This is a genomic window from Intestinibacillus sp. NTUH-41-i26 (assembly GCF_032769475.1).
GTDB lineage: Bacteria > Bacillota > Clostridia > Oscillospirales > Butyricicoccaceae > Agathobaculum > Agathobaculum ammoniilyticum.
The window spans coordinates 783,751-801,018 of sequence record NZ_CP136477.1; the positions used below are offsets into that span (position 1 = coordinate 783,751).

18 protein-coding genes and 1 pseudogene are annotated in these 17,268 nt (G+C 58.3%); 6 read left to right on the forward strand and 13 right to left on the reverse strand.

Features of this window, described 5'->3' with window-relative positions:
• Positions 1-137 precede the first annotated feature (137 nt).
• Together RX717_RS03885 and RX717_RS03890 are read left to right on the forward strand one after the other, a co-directional pair.
• Positions 138-713 (forward strand): TetR/AcrR family transcriptional regulator, encoded by a 576-nt coding sequence (locus RX717_RS03885; RefSeq protein ID WP_159068070.1) that lies wholly within the window; start codon positions 138-140, stop codon positions 711-713.
• Between the two features lie 144 nt (positions 714-857).
• Positions 858-1,154: a sporulation transcriptional regulator SpoIIID gene (locus RX717_RS03890; RefSeq protein ID WP_054327249.1), complete on the forward strand. Its 297-nt coding sequence runs from the start codon at positions 858-860 to the stop codon at positions 1,152-1,154.
• Between the two features lie 34 nt (positions 1,155-1,188).
• Here the strand turns inward: RX717_RS03890 and RX717_RS03895 are convergent, their stop codons facing one another.
• Positions 1,189-1,431 carry an AbrB/MazE/SpoVT family DNA-binding domain-containing protein gene (locus RX717_RS03895; RefSeq protein ID WP_054327250.1) on the reverse strand — a complete coding sequence of 81 codons (243 nt, stop codon included), beginning with the start codon at positions 1,429-1,431 and terminating at the stop codon, positions 1,189-1,191.
• A 112-nt stretch (positions 1,432-1,543) separates the two neighbouring features.
• Between RX717_RS03895 and RX717_RS03900 the strand changes: the two genes are divergently transcribed.
• Both RX717_RS03900 and RX717_RS03905 read left to right on the forward strand, forming a co-directional pair.
• Entirely contained in the window at positions 1,544-2,128 is a 585-nt protein-coding gene (locus tag RX717_RS03900; protein WP_054327251.1) for a nucleoside recognition domain-containing protein, read from the forward strand.
• A 142-nt stretch (positions 2,129-2,270) separates the two neighbouring features.
• Complete coding sequence (locus RX717_RS03905; RefSeq protein ID WP_242977829.1) at positions 2,271-2,792, forward strand: nucleoside recognition domain-containing protein; 522 nt, start codon at positions 2,271-2,273, stop codon at positions 2,790-2,792.
• A 166-nt stretch (positions 2,793-2,958) separates the two neighbouring features.
• Here the strand turns inward: RX717_RS03905 and RX717_RS03910 are convergent, their stop codons facing one another.
• The 10 genes and pseudogenes from RX717_RS03910 to RX717_RS03955 form a co-directional block, all read right to left on the reverse strand.
• Positions 2,959-3,828, reverse strand: coding sequence for a 3-hydroxyacyl-CoA dehydrogenase family protein (locus RX717_RS03910; RefSeq protein WP_054327253.1), 870 nt, complete (start codon positions 3,826-3,828; stop codon positions 2,959-2,961).
• Between the two features lie 45 nt (positions 3,829-3,873).
• Entirely contained in the window at positions 3,874-4,689 is an 816-nt protein-coding gene (locus tag RX717_RS03915; RefSeq protein ID WP_054327254.1) for an enoyl-CoA hydratase-related protein, read from the reverse strand.
• A 122-nt stretch (positions 4,690-4,811) separates the two neighbouring features.
• Complete coding sequence (locus tag RX717_RS03920; RefSeq protein WP_054327255.1) at positions 4,812-5,999, reverse strand: acetyl-CoA C-acetyltransferase; 1,188 nt, start codon at positions 5,997-5,999, stop codon at positions 4,812-4,814.
• A gap of 186 nt (positions 6,000-6,185) precedes the next feature.
• On the reverse strand, positions 6,186-7,754 hold the full coding sequence (locus RX717_RS03925; RefSeq protein WP_054327256.1) for an acyl CoA:acetate/3-ketoacid CoA transferase: 1,569 nt from the start codon (positions 7,752-7,754) through the stop codon (positions 6,186-6,188).
• Between the two features lie 47 nt (positions 7,755-7,801).
• Positions 7,802-8,068 (reverse strand): hypothetical protein, encoded by a 267-nt coding sequence (locus RX717_RS03930; RefSeq protein WP_054327257.1) that lies wholly within the window; start codon positions 8,066-8,068, stop codon positions 7,802-7,804.
• 82 nt (positions 8,069-8,150) lie between these two features.
• Positions 8,151-9,596 (reverse strand): 4-hydroxyphenylacetate 3-hydroxylase family protein, encoded by a 1,446-nt coding sequence (locus tag RX717_RS03935; protein WP_390125245.1) that lies wholly within the window; start codon positions 9,594-9,596, stop codon positions 8,151-8,153.
• A gap of 95 nt (positions 9,597-9,691) precedes the next feature.
• A complete protein-coding gene (locus tag RX717_RS03940) occupies positions 9,692-10,873 on the reverse strand; it encodes a 4-hydroxybutyrate dehydrogenase (protein ID WP_242977827.1) in 1,182 nt (393 codons plus the stop codon).
• Between the two features lie 280 nt (positions 10,874-11,153).
• Positions 11,154-11,943: pseudogene (locus tag RX717_RS03945) on the reverse strand (amino acid ABC transporter ATP-binding protein).
• A gap of 13 nt (positions 11,944-11,956) precedes the next feature.
• Entirely contained in the window at positions 11,957-12,688 is a 732-nt protein-coding gene (locus RX717_RS03950) for an amino acid ABC transporter permease (RefSeq protein WP_054328304.1), read from the reverse strand.
• 78 nt (positions 12,689-12,766) lie between these two features.
• Positions 12,767-13,618, reverse strand: coding sequence for a transporter substrate-binding domain-containing protein (locus RX717_RS03955; RefSeq protein ID WP_054328305.1), 852 nt, complete (start codon positions 13,616-13,618; stop codon positions 12,767-12,769).
• Positions 13,619-13,859: 241 nt separating this feature from the next.
• Between RX717_RS03955 and RX717_RS03960 the strand changes: the two genes are divergently transcribed.
• Positions 13,860-15,203, forward strand: a complete 1,344-nt coding sequence (locus RX717_RS03960; protein WP_054328306.1) for a butyryl-CoA:acetate CoA-transferase — start codon at positions 13,860-13,862, stop codon at positions 15,201-15,203.
• Positions 15,204-15,354: 151 nt separating this feature from the next.
• Positions 15,355-15,909 carry an ECF transporter S component gene (locus tag RX717_RS03965; protein ID WP_107630926.1) on the forward strand — a complete coding sequence of 185 codons (555 nt, stop codon included), beginning with the start codon at positions 15,355-15,357 and terminating at the stop codon, positions 15,907-15,909.
• Between the two features lie 104 nt (positions 15,910-16,013).
• Here RX717_RS03965 and RX717_RS03970 read toward each other — a convergent pair whose 3' ends face one another.
• Positions 16,014-16,643 carry a M23 family metallopeptidase gene (locus RX717_RS03970; RefSeq protein ID WP_316960653.1) on the reverse strand — a complete coding sequence of 210 codons (630 nt, stop codon included), beginning with the start codon at positions 16,641-16,643 and terminating at the stop codon, positions 16,014-16,016.
• Positions 16,640-17,242 carry a hypothetical protein gene (locus tag RX717_RS03975; RefSeq protein WP_316960554.1) on the reverse strand — a complete coding sequence of 201 codons (603 nt, stop codon included), beginning with the start codon at positions 17,240-17,242 and terminating at the stop codon, positions 16,640-16,642. The genes RX717_RS03970 and RX717_RS03975 overlap by 4 nt, the downstream gene beginning before the upstream one ends.
• Positions 17,243-17,268: the final 26 nt, after the last annotated feature.

A 17,268-nucleotide genomic window follows, 5' to 3' on the forward strand; every position in this document is an offset into this window, starting at 1 on the left:
GCGCCCTTTTCCGTGGGAATAGAGGCGCGGGAAGGCCTGAAAACTGACGCAGTCTTAACGCCTGTAAAACCCATTTGTATTGACAAAATACGCCATAATGCTATAATATAGGAAGAAATGAACGGGTGGTCTTTATTGTGCAGGTTTTGAAAGACGAGCTACGGCATAAGATTTTGCTGGAATCCCAGCATCTATTTCTGCAGAAAGGGTATGACCGGACCTCTCTGCAGATGATTGCGGATAAGGTCAATATCAGCAAGAGCAATCTGTACCATTACTTCAAAAACAAGGAAGAGTTGTTTTACGAGCTGACGGACGGCGCCGCGGAGGGGCTCAAGCGCCTGATTATGCGCTTTCGGGACAAGCGCTTTGACCCGCGCACCGGCGCGCGCGAATACCAGGTCCTGCTGACTGAAGAGGTCATTTCTTTGCTGCTGGCCGAGAAATACGGCCTGCTGCTCATTATGGAGCAGTCGCAGGGGACACGGTATGAGGGGCTGCGCAGTAGCCTGATCGATATGCTGGCGGCAAAGACTGCGCCGCTGCTGGCAGATGAGGACAACTGCTTGCTGCTGGCACAGATCATGGCCCGCAACCTGATTGACGGGACCGTGCAGATATTAAAGAACCGCGTCCGTCCGCGCGAGGTGCGGACCGGATTGAACCGGCTGGTGGAATACCATACACAAGGGATCAATGCGCTGCTCAAATGAAGCGGCGCATTTTTTTGCGGGAAGCGGCGGCTCGTTTTGCGGATAAGTCGGCCGGAGCAACTCCGGCAAAAAGCGCGTTCTACCTGCCTTTTGCGCTGCATAGATTTGTAGTAATCAAAGCGTCGACAGGCAGGGGGGACGATCGTGAAAGGCTTACCCGAAGAGCGGGCGGTCCGGCTCGCACAATATATGATCGAAGAAAAGGCGACGGTGCGCCAAACGGCGGCCAAATTTGGCATTTCTAAATCAACGGTACATAAGGATATTACGACAAGGCTGAAAAAGCTCAACGCCGTGCTGTATGACCGCGTGCAGGAGGTGCTGTACACCAATAAAAAGGAGCGGCACATCCGCGGCGGCATGGCGACGCGGGAGAAATACCGCACCCAGGCGGGGCGGGATACTGCGCGGCAGGGAAAAAAGAACGGCCACCCTTGCTGAAGAGGGTGGCCGACCTATGTACGCATCAGATCAATCAGATAGATTCCAAATCATGAATGCAGTTGCGGCAGACGTTTTTATCCTTGAAGTGGATTACGTCCTTTGAGCTGCCGCAGAAGACGCAGGCAGGCTCGTACTTTTTCAGGATGATTTGGCTGCCCTCCACATAGATTTCCAGGGCGTCTTTCACATCGATATCGAGCGTCCTGCGCAGCTCGATCGGTAGTACGATTCGGCCCAGTTCGTCAACCTTACGGACAATACCAGTGGATTTCATTTGATATACACTCCTTCATTCTTCATTCATTCCTTTGCCAGCATCAATCCATGTTGCGGCTCCCTGTATGGAGGAGACCGGCTTTTTTCTACAAGGGAGGGGAGAGGCGTAAATGCTTTCCGTGATCTGGGTCGCATTTCTGGCCCTGGCCCTGCTTTGCGGGGCGGTGACCGGCCGGTTGGACGCGGTCACTGCCGCAGTGGGAACAGGCGCGTCGGAAGCGGTCACGTTAGCCATCAGCATCGCCGGCCTGATGTGCTTTTGGAGCGGCGTGATGGAGGTGATCCGCGCTTCCGGATTGGCGGAAAAGCTGTCCCATGCGCTTACGCCCCTGCTCCGGCCGCTGTTTGGCAAGGCAGCGAACGACAGAGAGGCCATGGAACTGGTGAGCGCCAATGTGACGGCAAACCTGCTGGGACTGTCCAATGCGGCTACGCCGCTGGGGCTGCGCGCAGTCGACCGGCTGTACACGCTTGCCGGCCGGCGCGGTTCGCCGGATACCGTTTTGACATTGATCACCTTGAATACGGCGTCCATACAGATCATCCCGTCCACGGTGGCGGCGGTACGCGCGTCGTGCGGCGCTGCAGCGCCGTTTGACATCATGCCGGCGGTTTGGGGGGCGTCCGTGGCGTCTGTCGCGGTCGTCCTGCTGAGTGCGCGTATCCTCCGCCCGCTATTTCCCGATGAAAAATAAGGGGAAATACCTGTTCGGATTACAATTTGTATTATTGCATATGGAAAGCACAAAAAATGTCGAATTGCCTGTTATTTCCAAAAATATTTCCTAAAATTTGAAAATAAACGCGGGCTAGCGGGAAAGGGGAGGAAACATGCGGATGCTACAGAGTGCGTTTATCCCAATGCTGCTGGCGGCAGTGGGGCTATACGCACTGTATAAAGGGGTAGACGTGTTTCCCACTTTTCTGCGCGGTGCCAAAAGCGGCCTGAAAACGGCTGTTGAGCTGCTGCCGACCATGGTCGGCATGCTGACGGTCGTTTACATGCTGCGGGCGTCCGGAGCAATCGATTTAGCGGCGGCCGCACTTGCGCCGCTGTTGAATTTGCTTGGCATTCCAAAGGAATGCACCGCGCTGACCCTGCTGAAACCGATCAGCGGCGGCGGCGGTTTGGCGCTGGGCAGCGAGATCATGCAGCGCTGCGGGCCGGACAGCTATGCCGGTCGCGTGGCGGCGGTCATGCTGGGTTCGTCTGAAACCAGCTTCTACACGATCAGCGTTTACAGCGGTCATTTAGGGCTAAACCGGCTCCGCTATGCCGTGTTTGCCGCCCTTTGCGCGGATTTGACTGCCTTTGCCGTATCGGCGGCGATGGTGCGGCTCTATTTTCCATACATGTAACATTATATCGTGTTTACACGAAAAATACCATACGTTGAGAAAAAATTGTAGAATCATCCAAACAGCTTTCATAAAAACTGTGCAAAAATCAAGATATTTCATGGGTTTAATTTTCTCACAAAAAGAAGGGACTGTACAAGTACAGTCCCCTCTTTTTTCTGCTTGATTACTTTACGATTTCCTTGCCGTTCTCGTCGTACTCGAAGAAGCCCTTGCCGGTCTTGACGCCGAGCCAGCCGGCGCGGACCATCTTGCGCATCAGCGGATGCGGACGGTACTTCGGATCGCCGGTCTCGCGGTACAGCGTCTCCATGATCGCGAGGTTGACATCATGGCCAACCAAGTCGGCGGTGTGGAGCGGGCCGGACTTCATGCCGGCGCCGAGCTGCATGGCAACGTCGATATCAGCAGGGGAAGCGATGCCGTCAGCAACAATGCCCATGGCCTCGTTCATCATCGGGATCAGGATACGGTTTACGACAAAGCCAGGGCCTTCGTTGACCGATACCGGAGTCTTGCCCAAGGAAGCCATCAGGTCGAACGCGGCCTGGAACGTCTCGTCCGAGGTCTGGATCGCGCGGGTAACCTCGACCAGCTTCATGATCTGAGCCGGATTGAAGAAGTGGCAGCCGATCACCTTGTCAGCGCGGTTCGGCACGCTGGCGGCCATCTCGGTGATGGACAGCGCGGAGGTGTTGGAGCCGAAAATGGTATGCGCAGGGCAGATCTGGTCCAACTCCTGAAGAAGCTCTTTCTTCAGGTCCATGCGCTCCAGGATGACTTCCATGATGAAGTCGGCGTCAGCGGCAGCCTTGCGGTCCAGCGAGGTCTTGAGGGAAGCGAGCAGTTCGTTCTTCTTCTCTTCGGTCATTTTTTCCTTCTTGACGAGGAAGGACAGGTCGTTGGTGATGGTCTTAACGCCGCGGTCGATGAACTCCTGCTTTACGTCAAGCATCGTTACCTCATGGCCGTTGGTCAGGAAAACTTCCGTAATGCGCGCGCCCATGTTGCCGGCGCCGAATACACAAACTTTCATATTATATAACCCTCTCTCTCAATGATTGCAGATAAACAAACGCGCTTACTTGTTCTTGAACTCCTTGGCGGGCTTTTCCTTATTCTTATCAAGGAAATAAGCCATGCCATACTTCTGGTCCTCAGTCGCGAAGCACTCGCCGAAGATGTTGCCCTCCAGCTTGAGCGCGGAATTCAGGTCGGTCTGCATGCCGACGTTGATCGCTTCCTTGCAGAGCGCGACAGCGATCGGCGCCTGCGCCGCAATCTCCTCGGCCAGCTTCATGGCTTCGTCCATCAGCTGCTCCAGCGGGTAAACGTAGTTGACCAGGCCCATCTCCAGCGCCTGCTGTGCGGTGTAGTTGCCGCGGGCGGTATAAATAAGCTCCTTGGCCTTGCCGAGGCCTACGATGCGGGCCAGACGCTGCGTGCCGCCGCAGCCCGGCGTGATGCCCAAGCCAACCTCCGGCTGGCCGAACAGCGCGTTATCGGATGCAAGGCGGATATCGCAGGACATCGCCAACTCGCAGCCGCCACCCAGGCAGAAGCCGTTGATTGCGGCAATGACCGGACGCTTGAAGTTCTCGATCTTCCAGCAAACACGGTTGCCGTTGTTGCCGAACTTCTTGCCTTCCTCAACGGACAGGGTGGACATTTCGGAAATGTCCGCGCCGGCCACGAAAGAGTTGACGGTCTTGCCCTTCTTGTTTACCATGGAGGAACCGGTCAGCACGACGCAGTATACGTCGTCCATTGCCGCAACTTCGTCGAACGCTTCCTCGAGCTGGCCGTACATATCGGTGGACAGCGCGTTCATGGCTTTCATGTGCTCGATCTTGACGACCGCTACATGGCCTTTCTTTTCAACTACTACATCAGTCATTGGTAAGACTTCCCTTCAAATTGATGTCGGAATCTTATATACGAGGTGCGCCGCGCACCTGCGCAATCGAATGCTTTGGAGATAGGGGGCCTGCAAAAAGCCCCCTATCATGCCGGTTTGATTTACTTGCAGAGCTCGTCGCGCTCAACAATGATCGCTTCGCCCATGCCGCCGCCGATGCACATGGTGGCAAGGCCGAGGGTGGAGTCGCGCTTGATCATTTCGTAGATCAGCGTGGTGGTGATACGGCAGCCTGCCGCGCCGATCGGGTGGCCCAGTGCGATCGCGCCGCCGTTGACATTGACCTTGTCCATATCAAAGCCCAGCTCGCGGTTGACCGCAGCGGCCTGCGCGGCAAACGCCTCGTTGGACTCGACAAGGTCGAGGTCGGCAACGGTCAGGCCGGCGCGCCCCAGCGCCTGGCGGGTGGACTCGATCGGGCCGACGCCCATGATGGACGGGTCGCAGCCGACAGAGCCGAACGAACGGATCTTGACGAGCGGCTTGAGGCCGTGCGCCTTCACATAATCCTCGGACGCGATAATCATCGCGGCACCGGCGTCGTTGATGCCGGAAGCGTTGCCCGCGGTGACGGTACCGTCCTTCTTGAACGCCGGACGCAGCTTGGCCAGTCCTTCCAGCGTGGTCTGCGGGCGGCAGTGCTCGTCGGTATCGAAAATAACGGTTTCCTTCTTCTTCTTGACCTCTACCGGAACAATCTCGTCCTTGAAGCGGCCGGAGGAAATCGCCTTGGCGGCCTTCATCTGGGATTCGTAGCCGATCTGGTCCTGCATCTCGCGGGTGATGCCATATTGCTCGGCAACGTTTTCCGCGGTGATGCCCATGTGGTACTGGTTAAAAATATCAAATACGCCGTCATGAACCATCATATCGACCAGCTTGACGTCGTTCATGCGCGCGCCCCAGCGCACGTTGTGGGAAACGTACGGTGCGCCGGACATGGACTCAACGCCGCCGACCAGCATGAGCTGATCCTCGCCGGAACGGATGATCTGGGAACCGAGCGAAATTGCGCGCATGGAGGACGCGCAGACCTTGTTGAGGGTCATGGCGGGGGTGGTGATCGGCAGGCCCGCGCCAATCAGGACCTGACGGGCAACGTTCTGGCCGCAGCCGCCCTGCAGCACCTGGCCGAACATTACTTCATCGATCGCTTCCTTGTCCACACCGGCGCGCTCGATCGCCGCATTGGCGGCAACAACGCCGAGCTGGGCTGCGGGTACGTCGCGGAGGGTGCCGCCGTAAGTACCGATCGCGGTACGGGCTGCGGAACAGATATAAACGTTCATTTGGCTGTTTCTCCTTTTCTTCTCTTACGCCGGTGATGCCGGCGCAGCGGTTTGTGACATCTCTTAACGAGTTCGTTAATATTTTATCAAATGTGCAGAAAAATGCAAGGGGTTTTTGTAAGGAATATGGCCCAAATCTTAAAATACCCATAACTTGCACAACACACACAAGGAATAAATCGGGAATTAATCGTTTGCCAGACCCATCAGTTCGTCGCGGAAAATACGCGAGTCCATCAGCTTGATCGAACCGTCCGCCTGGCGGGCGATCTGGGGCGCGAATTCCATCTGATCGAGCACCTGGGTCTGCAGGTCGATGCCGGGCGCGATCTCGACCAGGGTAACGCCCTCCGGACGCAACTCGAACACGCAGCGCTCGGTAATGTACAGGACGGGCTGGTGTACCTCGTTGGCATAGTCGCCGGAGAACGTGATGTGCTCGACCGCATTGACGAACTTCTTCTTCGCGCCCTCCTGGGTGATGATCAGCTTGCCGTCGCGGCACTCGGTCTTGAGGCCCTTGGCGGTAAACGTGCCGCAGTAGACGACCTTTTTGGCGTTCTGGGTGATGTCGATGAATCCGCCCGCGCCGGCTAGGCGGGTGCCGAACTTGGACACGTTCAGATCGCCGTTGGGCGCGGTTTCAGCCAGGCCAAGGAACGCGACGTCCAGGCCGCCGCCCTGGTAGAAGTCAAACTGCACGTTGTGCGGGATGATGCACATTGCGTTGGCGGCCGCGCCGAACTGGGTGCCGCCATAGGGGACGCCCGCGATCGAGCCGGCCTCGACGGTCAGGGTCATCTTGTCCGAAATGCCCTCCTCGGCGGCGACGTTGGCAATCTTTTCCGGAGCGCCGGTACCAAGGTTGACGATCGCATCCGGCGGCAGCTCCATAGCCGCGCGGCGGGCGATGATTTTCTTGGCGTCCATCGGGATGGGCGGGATGGCGTCCACCGGAATGCGGAATTCGCCGGTCAGCGCGCCGTCATACGGCATGCCGAGGCACTGCATGTTTTCCTCCTCCGAGCCGACGACGACCGAATCCACATAAATACCCGGAATCGCCACCAGCTTCGGATCGAGCGAGCCGCCCTGCACGATCTTTTCGACCTGCACGATGACCTTGCCGCCCGAGTTCTTGCACGCCTGCGCCATCGCGGTCACGTCCAGCGGGCCGATCTCGCGGTGTACGGTGCAGTTGCCGTATTCGTCGCAGTAGGAAGCGCGCAGGAACACCACGTTGATCGGGAAGCCCTTATACAGCAGGCGCTCCTGCCCCTCGATGTTGACGACCTTGACCAGATCCTCCTTGGTCACATCGTTGAGCTTGCCGCCGCCGTTGCGCGGGTCGGCAAAGGTCTTGAGGCCGACGTGGGTGATCGTGCCAATGTTGTGCGCCGCGATATCGCGGTACATATGCGAAATAACGCCCTGCGGCAGGTTGTACGCCTCGATCTTGTTGGCCAGCGCCAGCTCTCCCAGACGGGGCGCGCGGTCCCAGTGGCCGCCAATGACGCGCTTTACCATGCCCTCGTGGCCGTAGTGGTCGCCGCCGGTGCCGTCGCGGTGGCCCTGGCCGGCCGCGAAGAACAGCGTCAGATTGTTCGGATGGCCGGTCTCCAGAAAGCGCTTTTCCAGCGCCTTGGACAGGGTTTCCGGACAGGCGCAGGAGACGAAGCCGCCGGTGGCGATCGTGTCGCCGTCCTGTACTTTCAGGGCGGCCTCTTCTGCAGAGATAATGCTTACTTTCTTCATGTTCTATCATCCTCCTCAGAGTAACGGGCGTGCGCAGCCCGTTTCATTTACGCGAGCAGCCGGATCTGCTCAGTGACCGACGGGATCTCGTCCGCCGACACCAGCAGGAAGCGGCGGTCGGCATCAATGTCCTCATACAGATAGGGACAGCCGGTGCAGCCGCGAATAATCAGCAATGCGTCGTAGTGGGTGCCATCCTCCGGATAGGAGAACTGTGCGACATCCGAAAGGGAGGAGCGCACGGCTTGATAGGCTGCACCGCGATCATACCGCGGGTTGCAGCCGCCGCAGAATTTGACAGTGCAGCGCAGCATGGGTGCGTAAACCTCCTTTTGTCTAAGCGCAAACATAGGCACTCACGGATCGCCCGCGGGTGCCTATGGGATGCTTCAGAGATTACTTGATACGGGCAATCTTCTTGGCGAGTTCTTTTTTCATTTCGAGGTTGGACTGCCGTGCGATCATGATGCGCTGGGCCTGCGGGGAGCCTGCGCCGTGCATGGACTCGGGCAGGTAGCCAACCGCGGCCGTACCCATCGTCATGTTCTCGATCAGCCGGAGTACGCGCATGCGGTCCTCGGTCGGCACGCTTGCCACCCCCTTGAGGTACTTCTCGATGTAGTCGTGCGTCGCCGGATTCCGGTAGTCCGCCTCGCTCGGCTGCGTCACCATCAGACCTCCCGCAAGGTCCTGCGCCAGCCGCGCAATCTCATACGGGAACCGCGTCACATTCTGCTTGCATACGTTCGCCAGCAGCAGGTCGATCAGGTAGTTGCCGCTCTTTGTCTTCGTTCCCTGGCTGGAGCATGCGATGCCGCAGCAGTACAGCGTCTCGTTCAGGTGCGTCATCTCGATCAGCTTATCCTTCACATGGCTGGCCTTCGCCGAGCCTGCCATATCGCCCGCAAGCGCCGTCGCGCCGATCAGCACGTCGCCCACGCCTACCTTGCACCCGCCGTAGCTCTGGCGGTGGTAGCCCGCGAACCGCTCTACCATCATGCCCGCGAACTGCACCTCCCCGTTCAGGAAGATCATTTCGTTCGGGATGAACACATGGTCGAAGATCACCAGCACCTCATGCCCGCCGTAGACCTTGTTGCCCACGTCGATGTCGTTGTATTCCTCGGTCTTGCGCGTGTCGCACGACTGCCGCCCAAGGATCAGCGTAATGCCTTCCGCGTCCGTCGGGCAGGCGAACGAGATCGCGTAGTCCTCGTCCCCCTCGCGCATCGAGATCGTCGGCATCACCAGCACATAATGGCTGTTGATATAACCGGTCTGGTGCGCTTTCGCGCCCGTGACGTAAACGCCGTCCGCCGTGCGCTCCACCACATGCAGGAACAGGTCCGGATCCGCCTGCTTGGAGGGGGACAGGCTGCGGTCGCCCTTGACGTCGGTCATCGCGCCGTCCACCGCCCAGTCGTTCTCCTGCACGTCGGTCCAGAACTTCACGAAGTTATCAAAGTAATGCGTGCCGCACGCCTCGTCGGTTTCATAGGTGGTGGAGTAGACCGCGTTGGACGCGTCCATGCCGACGCAGCGCTGGAAGCAGGCGGCGGTCTTCTGCCCCAGCAGGCGCTGCATCTTCACCTTCTTGATCAGGTCGTCCGTGGACTGATGCAGATGGGTGAAGCGGTTGATCTTCTTGCCCGTGAGGTTGGAGGTCGCGGTCATCAGGTCCTCGTACTGCGGATCCTCCGCCAGCTCATAGGTCGCCGCGAACGAGTTCAGCGACGGGCGGATGATCGCGTTATCCACCGGATTCTCCACCTTTTCCCCAAAGCTGTACAGGTTCAGGTGCAGCTTCCGCAGGGACTCGATATATTGGTCTTTGGTCATCATATCGATCAAGTATCCTTTCTTTTATCAGGTTGCTATAAAAACAGGGCGGGGAACGCGGGGGTCCCCGCCCTGTTCAGGCGATATGCTTACTGGGTTTAGAAGCACTCGCGGTATACGCGTTCGCTCAGCTCAATGCTCCACGGACGGTAAGAGTTGGTAATCAGGCGCTGCTGGTTCGCCTCGACCGAGAGTGGGAAGCTCTTGATATCCTCTTCCTTGAAGCCGTACTCATGCAGCGGCTTGAGCGGGAGGACCTTTTCGAGGGTCACATTCAGGGTGCGCAGCGCATCGTCCTTGGTGCAGCCGAGGCAGCGGGCGACGATCTCCTTGAACTTGCCAAGCTCACCGGCCGGCTCGTACTCGTCGTACAGCTCAAGGATCTTGCTGAACAGCGCATAGTTGGATTCGCCGTGCGGTACATGGTAGGTGCCGCCGAGCGGGAAGGACATGCCGTGTACGGTCGCGCAGCCGGCCTTGAGGAACGCGATGCCGGCGAACAGGGAAGCGGTGACAAACTCGCCAAGGTAATCGATGCGGGCGTCCGGCCCCTCGAGCGCGATGCGGCGGAAGCCTTCGAGGATCATTTCCATCGCCTTGACCGAGAACATCTCGGAGGTGACGGTCTTGCGGTGCGGGGACAGGAACGACTCGGTCGCATGGATGAGCGCGTCGATCGCGGAAGCGGCGAACGGCTTGTACGGCAGGGTCTTGAGCAGGTCGGGCACCAGACAGACCTTGTTCGGGATGATATCGTCGGAAACCAGGCCGAGCTTGGTTTCGCCGCCGGTCAGCTTACCGTCCTTTTCGTCCTTGACGATGGCGACCGAAATGTTGGTGACTTCGGAACCGGTGCCGCAGGTGGTCGGGATCGCGATGACTTCTTTTTCATGTACAACGGGCTCGCGCTTGAAATACAGTTCATGTACAGATGCCGGGCGCTTGCAGCCGAGCAGCTTGCAAAGGTCCATGATGGCGCCGCCGCCGACAGCGATGACGCGGTCGTAGGAGTCGTACGGGATCGCTTCGTACATGGTTTCGATCATGGCTTCGGAGGGTTCGCCTGCGCCGAACTTCTCCTGGAACACGAACTGGCTCTTCAGACCAAGCTCCGCCATAAAGGGCTTGTAGATGAACTCATTGGTCAGAACGACGTCGCGTTCGCCGAGCTTGAACTCCCCGGCGAAGTCGCCGAACGTTTCAAACTTGTAGATAGTGGGGGCAATGACGATCTCTCTTTTGTCTTTCATCAAAGAAGCACTGAAAGCATCCATAGCCATAGTTGAACATCTCCATTCATAAAATTTATAAAGGCCGTGCGGGCTTTTATGCGCATCATATCAGGCAATTTGCCCTGCGCTTTTATTGTAGCAAATCCCGTCCACAACTTCAACACAAACGAACAAAAAAATCACCAAAAAATAACCACCAAATCCTGTACAAAAAGACAATAAACAGCCCTGTATTTTGGAATACAGGGCTGTTTTAACGCATCGAAACCCGTCTGTAAAGAAAAAACGGGCAGAATAGCCGAAAAGAATGGGCGGATTCAAACAGGATTTAGTTGTTTTGCGAAAAACGGCTCAAAAAGGCGCGGGTACGCTCATTTTGTGTATTTTCAAACAATTCGCTGGGCGTGCCTTCCTCCACAATCACGCCCGCGTCCATGAACAGCACGTGGTCGGCCACATCGCGGGCGAAAGCCATCTCGTGCGTAACGATAATCATGGTGGTGTGCTGGTCCGCGAGCGAACGGATAACGCGCAGGACCTCGCCCGTCAGCTCCGGGGTCGAGCGCGGAGGTGGGCTCGTCAAAGCAGAGGATGTCCGGCTGGAGCGCGAGCGCCCGCGCAATGGCCACGCGCTGCTGCTGGCCGCCGGAAAGCTGGTGGGGGTAGTGGCTCATGCGGCCCTCTAGGCTCATCTGGGCGAGCAGCTCAATGGCGTGGTTTTCAATCTCCTCATGGATGGCGTGCCGGTTCTGCTTGTAATCCGGCCGCTCCTTGGCGAGCATCAGGCTGGCCAGCATGACGTTTTCAAGCGCAGTGTACTGCGGGAACAGGTTGAACGATTGAAACACCATGCCGAAATGCAGGCGCCGGCGGCGGATTTCCGCGTCGCTCTTGGCGGCGCGGTCGGCGGCGTCAAACAGGGTTTCGCCGTTTACCAGGATACGGCCCGCGTTTGGGATTTCCAGAAAGTTCAGGCAGCGCAGCAGGGTCGTCTTGCCCGAACCGGACGAGCCGATAATGGCCAGCGCCTTGCCGCGTTCCAGGGAAAAGCTGATGTCCTGTAGCACCTTGGTCGGGCCAAAGCTTTTTTCGATGTTTTGTACTTCAAGAATAGGCATTGCGGCTCGCTCCTTATACACGGAAATAGTCCATTTTCCTTTCCAGCCAGCCGAACAGCAGCGTCAGCACGCCGCAGAACACGAGGAAGAAAAGGGCGGTGGAGAACAACGGCCAGATCAGGCCGCGGTTGATGAATTCCTTGCTCATCATGATGATCTCCTTGGTGGCGATGATGTTGGCCAGCGCGGTATCCTTGATAAGCGTCATGAATTCGTTGCCCATGGGCGGGATCACGCGCTTGACGACCTGCAGCAGCGTGATCTTGAAGAAAATCTGCCGTTTGGTCATGCCGAGCACCTGGCCGGCCTCATACTGGCCGCGCGGGATAGACTGGATACCGCCGCGGAAAATCTCGGAAAAATAGCAGGCGTAGTTGATTGCGAACGCGGCGCAGGTCGCGACCACGCGCCCGTCCGTACCCATGGCGTTCCACGGCTGGCCCCAGTGCAGCAGGCCGGGGCCATAGTAGATGAAGATGATCTGCAGCATGAGCGGCGTGCCGCGGACGATCCACACAAAGAACTTGATGAGAAGGGCGATCGGGCGCAGCCCGACCAGCATGGCGCCCCATTTGCCGGACGCAAGGCGGCTGCCGCGTAGGCAGCGGAACGGTTCCCACCTGTTCATGGCGCCGAACGCCACAAGCAGGCCGACGGGCAGCGCGACCAGCAGTGTGACCACAAAGATCGTGCAGTTGATTCCAAAGCTTTGGAACAGATTGGTGAAGATAACCGAGGGGTTCATAGGATTCCTCCAAACAAAACCAAGCGGGGCAGCAGTAAGCTGTCCCGTTCGGTGTAAAATTTGTGTAGGTAAATTTGTTTATTCTGCTAGGGAAAGGCCGTATTTTTCAGCCAGAGACTGCAGCGTACCGTCTTCATTCAGTGTAGCCATGATCTCATTGACCTTGTCGCACAGGTCACTTCCCTTGCGGAAGCCGATGCCATACTGCTCCTCATGGAATACGCCGCAGATGGTCAGGTCCGCGAAGTCGGTACCCTCGCCGATCATGTTTTCCGCCATGGTCTGGTCAAAAATTGCGGCGTCCGCCGTACCCGACTTGACCTCGAGCAGCGCGTCGGTCTGCTTGCTGACCGTGACCAGGTTGGACTGGCTGAGGTTTTCGTCCTCCTCTGCCACGCTTTGTGCGGCCGAACCGGCCTCTACCGCCACCGTCTTGCCGACCAGATTGGCGTAATCCGCGTAAGTATCCTTGTTTTCTGTCTTGGTGACGACCACCTGGGTATTCTGTACATAGGGGTCGGAAACCGAAATATTCTGCTTGAGGTCCTCCGTGATGGTCATGCCGTTCCACAGGCAGTCCACCTCACCACTTTCCAGGCTGACCTGCTTGGTATCCCAAACGATCTCGATGAATTCCGGCTCCACGCCGAGCTTTTCACAGACCGCCTGCGCGAACTCGGTGTCAAAGCCGGTGAATTCGCCGGTCTGCTCGTCGGTATAGTTCATCGGCTCATAGACCGTGTAGCCGATTTTCAGCTTGCCGGCGTCTTCGATCTGCGCCAGGTCGCTGTCTGCGGCGGCGGTGTCGGACGGATTGGCCGCGTCGTCGCCGCTCGTGGTATCGGCGGAGCTGTCGCTGCCGCAGCCTGCCAGCAGAGAGGCGCTCATCGCGCCGGCGAGCAACAGCGCCAGAAGCTTTTTGGTTTTCATGGGAATGCCCTCCTAAATTCATTGCATAATTACGGTACTGTGAAAGTCATTTATCATTGTACCACTTTATTTAAGAAAATCAAGAAAAACTTTCTGGTCACTTTCTGGGTGAATGGTTGTAAGTGTTGTAAATGGCAACTCCTTGCTTGACCTGTACAGGGGGAATATAGTATTATATACAATAGATATAATAGATAACAAGATTGTTAAAGAATAAACAAAGACGGAGGTTTGGGCAATCATGGATTACGAAGCTCTTTATCAGCAGAAGCTGACCACGGCGGATGAGGCTGTCAAGGTGGTCAAATCGGGCGACTGGGTGGACTACGGCTGGTGTACCGGCACGGCCTGCGCGCTGGACAAGGCGCTCGCCGGACGGATGAGCGAGTTGGAGGATATCAACCTGCGCGGCGGCATCCTGATGTGGCAGCCCGCTATATTCCAGATTCCGGACGTAGAAAAGAAGATCACCTGGAACTCCTGGCACATGGGCGGCGTCGAGCGCAAGGCCTGCACCGCGGGCTTCGGCTTTTATAATGCGCTGCGCTATTCCGAGCTGCCGCGCTACTACCGGGAGAATGTCAAGCACGTCAACGTGGCGATGTTCCAGGTTGCGCCGATGGACAGCCACGGCTACTTCAGCTTCGGCCCGAACGCGTCCCACCTGAAGGCAGTGTGCGACGTGTCCGACGTTGTCATCGTCGAGGTCAATAAGAACATGCCGCGCTGCCTGGGCGGCTTTGAGGAAGCGGTCCACATCTCCGAGGTAGATATGGTCGTCGAGGGTGAGAACCCGCCGATCGCGGAGTTGGGCGCCGGCGGTGCGCCGACCGACGTTGACCGCGCGGTGGCCAAGCTGATCGTGGAGGAGATCCCGAATGGCGCCTGCCTGCAGCTGGGCATCGGCGGCATGCCGAATACGGTCGGTTCCATGATTGCGGAATCCGACCTGAAGGATCTCGGCGTACATACCGAGATGTATGTGGACGCGTTTGTCGACATCGCCATGGCGGGTAAGATCAACGGCCTGAGCAAGGGGATCGATCGGGGCAAGCAGGTGTATGCGTTCGGCGCTGGCACCAAAAAGCTCTATGACTATATCGACAACAATCCGGAATGCTACGCGGCTCCCGTATCCTATACCAACGACGCGCGCACCATCGCCCAGATCGACAACTTTATTTCGATCAACAACGCAGTGGATATCGACCTGTTCGGCCAGGTGAACGCGGAAACGGCCGGCACCAAGCAGATCTCCGGCGCGGGCGGCCAGCTCGACTTTGTGCTGGGCGCGTACCTGTCCAAGGGCGGTAAGAGCTTTATCTGCTGTTCGTCCACATTCAAGCAGAAGGATGGCTCGATCGCTTCCCGCATCCGCCCGACGCTGGCGGACGGTTCGGTCGTGACCGACGCGCGCCCGAACGTACACTGGTTCGTTACCGAGTACGGCAAGGTGTGTCTCAAGGGCCTGTCCTCCTGGCAGCGCGCGGAGGCGCTGATCTCGGTCGCGCATCCCGACTTCCGCGAGCAGCTCATTCAGGACGCGGAAAAAATGCACATCTGGAAGCGTTCCAACAAGCGCTGAGACGGAAAGTACCAGGCGGCCTATCTGCGGATGGGCCGCTTTTCTTCATGCAGTCTGGCATTATGAAAAATGTTTGATCTGGCGCTTTGTAAAAGGCCATACAGGGAGTACAATAGTACCAACAAAGGAAAAACAGAGAGGGTGTCACAATATGAAAAGCAAAAAAACCAGAACGATCATCCTTGCTGCTCTGCTCGCGGCGCTGACGACGGTCGCAACCATGATTATCCGTATCCCGACGCCGACGCTCGGCTATATTCACTTGGGCGACGGGCTGGTGCTGCTCTGCGGCATCCTGTTGGGGCCGGGGCTGGGCGCGGTCGCGGCGGGCATCGGCTCGATGCTGGCCGACCTGTTCGGCGGTTATATGGCCTGGGTGCCGGGTACGTTCGCCATCAAGGCGCTGACCGCGCTGGCGGGCGGCTGGCTCTACCACCACATGGCCGGACGGGAGCGGATGAATATGCCGGTACGCGTGGCGCTGTGCGGTATTCCCGCGGAAATCGTGATGGTCGCGGGCTATTATGTGTATGAGGTCGGCATGGAGCTGGTCGCGGGGAGCGCGGCGGGCGCTGCGGTTGCGGCTGTACTGGCCGGCGTGCCGTTCAATATCGTGCAGGGGCTGGCCGGCGTGATCGTATGCGCGGTGCTGTTGCCGGTGCTGGGGCATGCGAGTGCGGAGATGGGCGAACGCATCCGGACCTGAAGCACTGACCCGTTTTCCCAGATCGGTGAGGCGATGGAGATACGGGTATTCCTCGATGAACCATAAAAAGCGCTGTGGATCACTGTCCACAGCGCTTTTTCCGTTTACGAGAGCGTCAGGTACTGCTGCGGGTCAACCTTTTCGTCGTTGACCTGTATCTCAAAATGCAGGTGCGGACCGGTCGAATTGCCCGTGTTGCCGGAAAGCGCGATCCGGTCGCCCTTGGCGACCACGTCCCCGACCGATACCAGCAGCTCGGAATTATGCCCGTATAGGGTCTTGAAGCCGTTCTGGTGATCGAGGATGATATAGTTGCCGTACCCGTTGCCCGAATCCTCGGCAACGATGACCTTGCCGTTGTCCGCCGCGTAGACTGGCGTGCCTTCTCCCACCGCAAGGTCCACGCCGCCGTGCAGCCTGCCCCAGCGCCATTTGAACGCAGAGGTGAAGGTGTAGCTCGTCAGCGGCACGGAAAATTCGCCTGTGCCGATGCCGACATTCCTAGTGCCTACCTCGACGATCTCATTCCTCGCGTCGCTCAGCACCGTGCGCGCAAGGATGGTGCGGCCATGTTCCTGTCCGTCCACGGTTTCGATCTCGGCGGTGACGACCGCCTCGCCCGCGCAGCCCTCCTGCACGGTGGCGCGGTAGGTCTGGTCGAGCTGGTCGTTCTCGCGGGTGATCGTTTCATAGGGGATTTCCTCAGTATAGGTGACCGAGCGCGTCGCGGTCACATCCAAGCGGGGGAGAGCGTGCTGTACAGCGCGCCGAAATCCGAAACCAGCGAGGTCTGGGCGACGACATTGTCCACACGCACCTCCTGCAGGAAGTCCGCGTCCTCATCGGTTGCGGTCGTGTACTGCGCCTTGACGCGGTCGAGCAGCGCCTGCGCCTCGTCCGCCGAGCGGCAGACGCCCGCCTGCTCGCCGTCGACCGAGATCACGGCAAGCGTGTCCAGTTCCCCGCTGGCGTCGATCAGCTCGGCCTTGAGCGTATCGCCGGTCAGGAACTGGTCCTCCAGTGCATAGGACGGTTTGGTTTCAATGCAGACGGGGAGCGTGTATTCCCCGCCCGCGAGCGCGCCCGCGCTCTGTTCGATTTCCGCGACCGCAGCGGAGAGCGTGTCCGCCTCCTCGACCAGGCCGAGCGGCCTGCCGTTCGCCAGCACCAGGGTGCCGCTGTGCAGCAGCAGCGCGCTGGGCACAAAGAACACGGGGAGGAACACGGCCGCTGCGCAGACCGCGCGCCGCTTTGCCGCCGCGCGGCATACGCGGGCAAGCGCCGCCCAGCAGGGCAGATCCCAGAACCAACAGATTAGGCGGTCAAGCAGCAATATGGCCCGCACAAGGGCAAATAACA

Bases quoted from the DNA above. Each gene is read 5' to 3' on its own strand.
- RX717_RS03895 (WP_054327250.1), bottom strand. From the start codon at position 1,431: ATGAAATCCACTGGTATTGTCCGTAAGGTTGACGAACTGGGCCGAATC.
- RX717_RS03900 (WP_054327251.1), top strand. From the start codon at position 1,544: ATGCTTTCCGTGATCTGGGTCGCATTTCTGGCCCTGGCCCTGCTTTGC.
- RX717_RS03905 (WP_242977829.1), top strand. From the start codon at position 2,271: ATGCTACAGAGTGCGTTTATCCCAATGCTGCTGGCGGCAGTGGGGCTA.
- RX717_RS03910 (WP_054327253.1), bottom strand. From the start codon at position 3,828: ATGAAAGTTTGTGTATTCGGCGCCGGCAACATGGGCGCGCGCATTACG.
- RX717_RS03915 (WP_054327254.1), bottom strand. From the start codon at position 4,689: ATGACTGATGTAGTAGTTGAAAAGAAAGGCCATGTAGCGGTCGTCAAG.
- RX717_RS03920 (WP_054327255.1), bottom strand. From the start codon at position 5,999: ATGAACGTTTATATCTGTTCCGCAGCCCGTACCGCGATCGGTACTTAC.
- RX717_RS03925 (WP_054327256.1), bottom strand. From the start codon at position 7,754: ATGAAGAAAGTAAGCATTATCTCTGCAGAAGAGGCCGCCCTGAAAGTA.
- RX717_RS03930 (WP_054327257.1), bottom strand. From the start codon at position 8,068: ATGCTGCGCTGCACTGTCAAATTCTGCGGCGGCTGCAACCCGCGGTAT.
- RX717_RS03935 (WP_390125245.1), bottom strand. From the start codon at position 9,596: ATGATGACCAAAGACCAATATATCGAGTCCCTGCGGAAGCTGCACCTG.
- RX717_RS03940 (WP_242977827.1), bottom strand. From the start codon at position 10,873: ATGGCTATGGATGCTTTCAGTGCTTCTTTGATGAAAGACAAAAGAGAG.
- RX717_RS03950 (WP_054328304.1), bottom strand. From the start codon at position 12,688: ATGAACCCCTCGGTTATCTTCACCAATCTGTTCCAAAGCTTTGGAATC.
- RX717_RS03955 (WP_054328305.1), bottom strand. From the start codon at position 13,618: ATGAAAACCAAAAAGCTTCTGGCGCTGTTGCTCGCCGGCGCGATGAGC.
- RX717_RS03960 (WP_054328306.1), top strand. From the start codon at position 13,860: ATGGATTACGAAGCTCTTTATCAGCAGAAGCTGACCACGGCGGATGAG.
- RX717_RS03965 (WP_107630926.1), top strand. From the start codon at position 15,355: ATGAAAAGCAAAAAAACCAGAACGATCATCCTTGCTGCTCTGCTCGCG.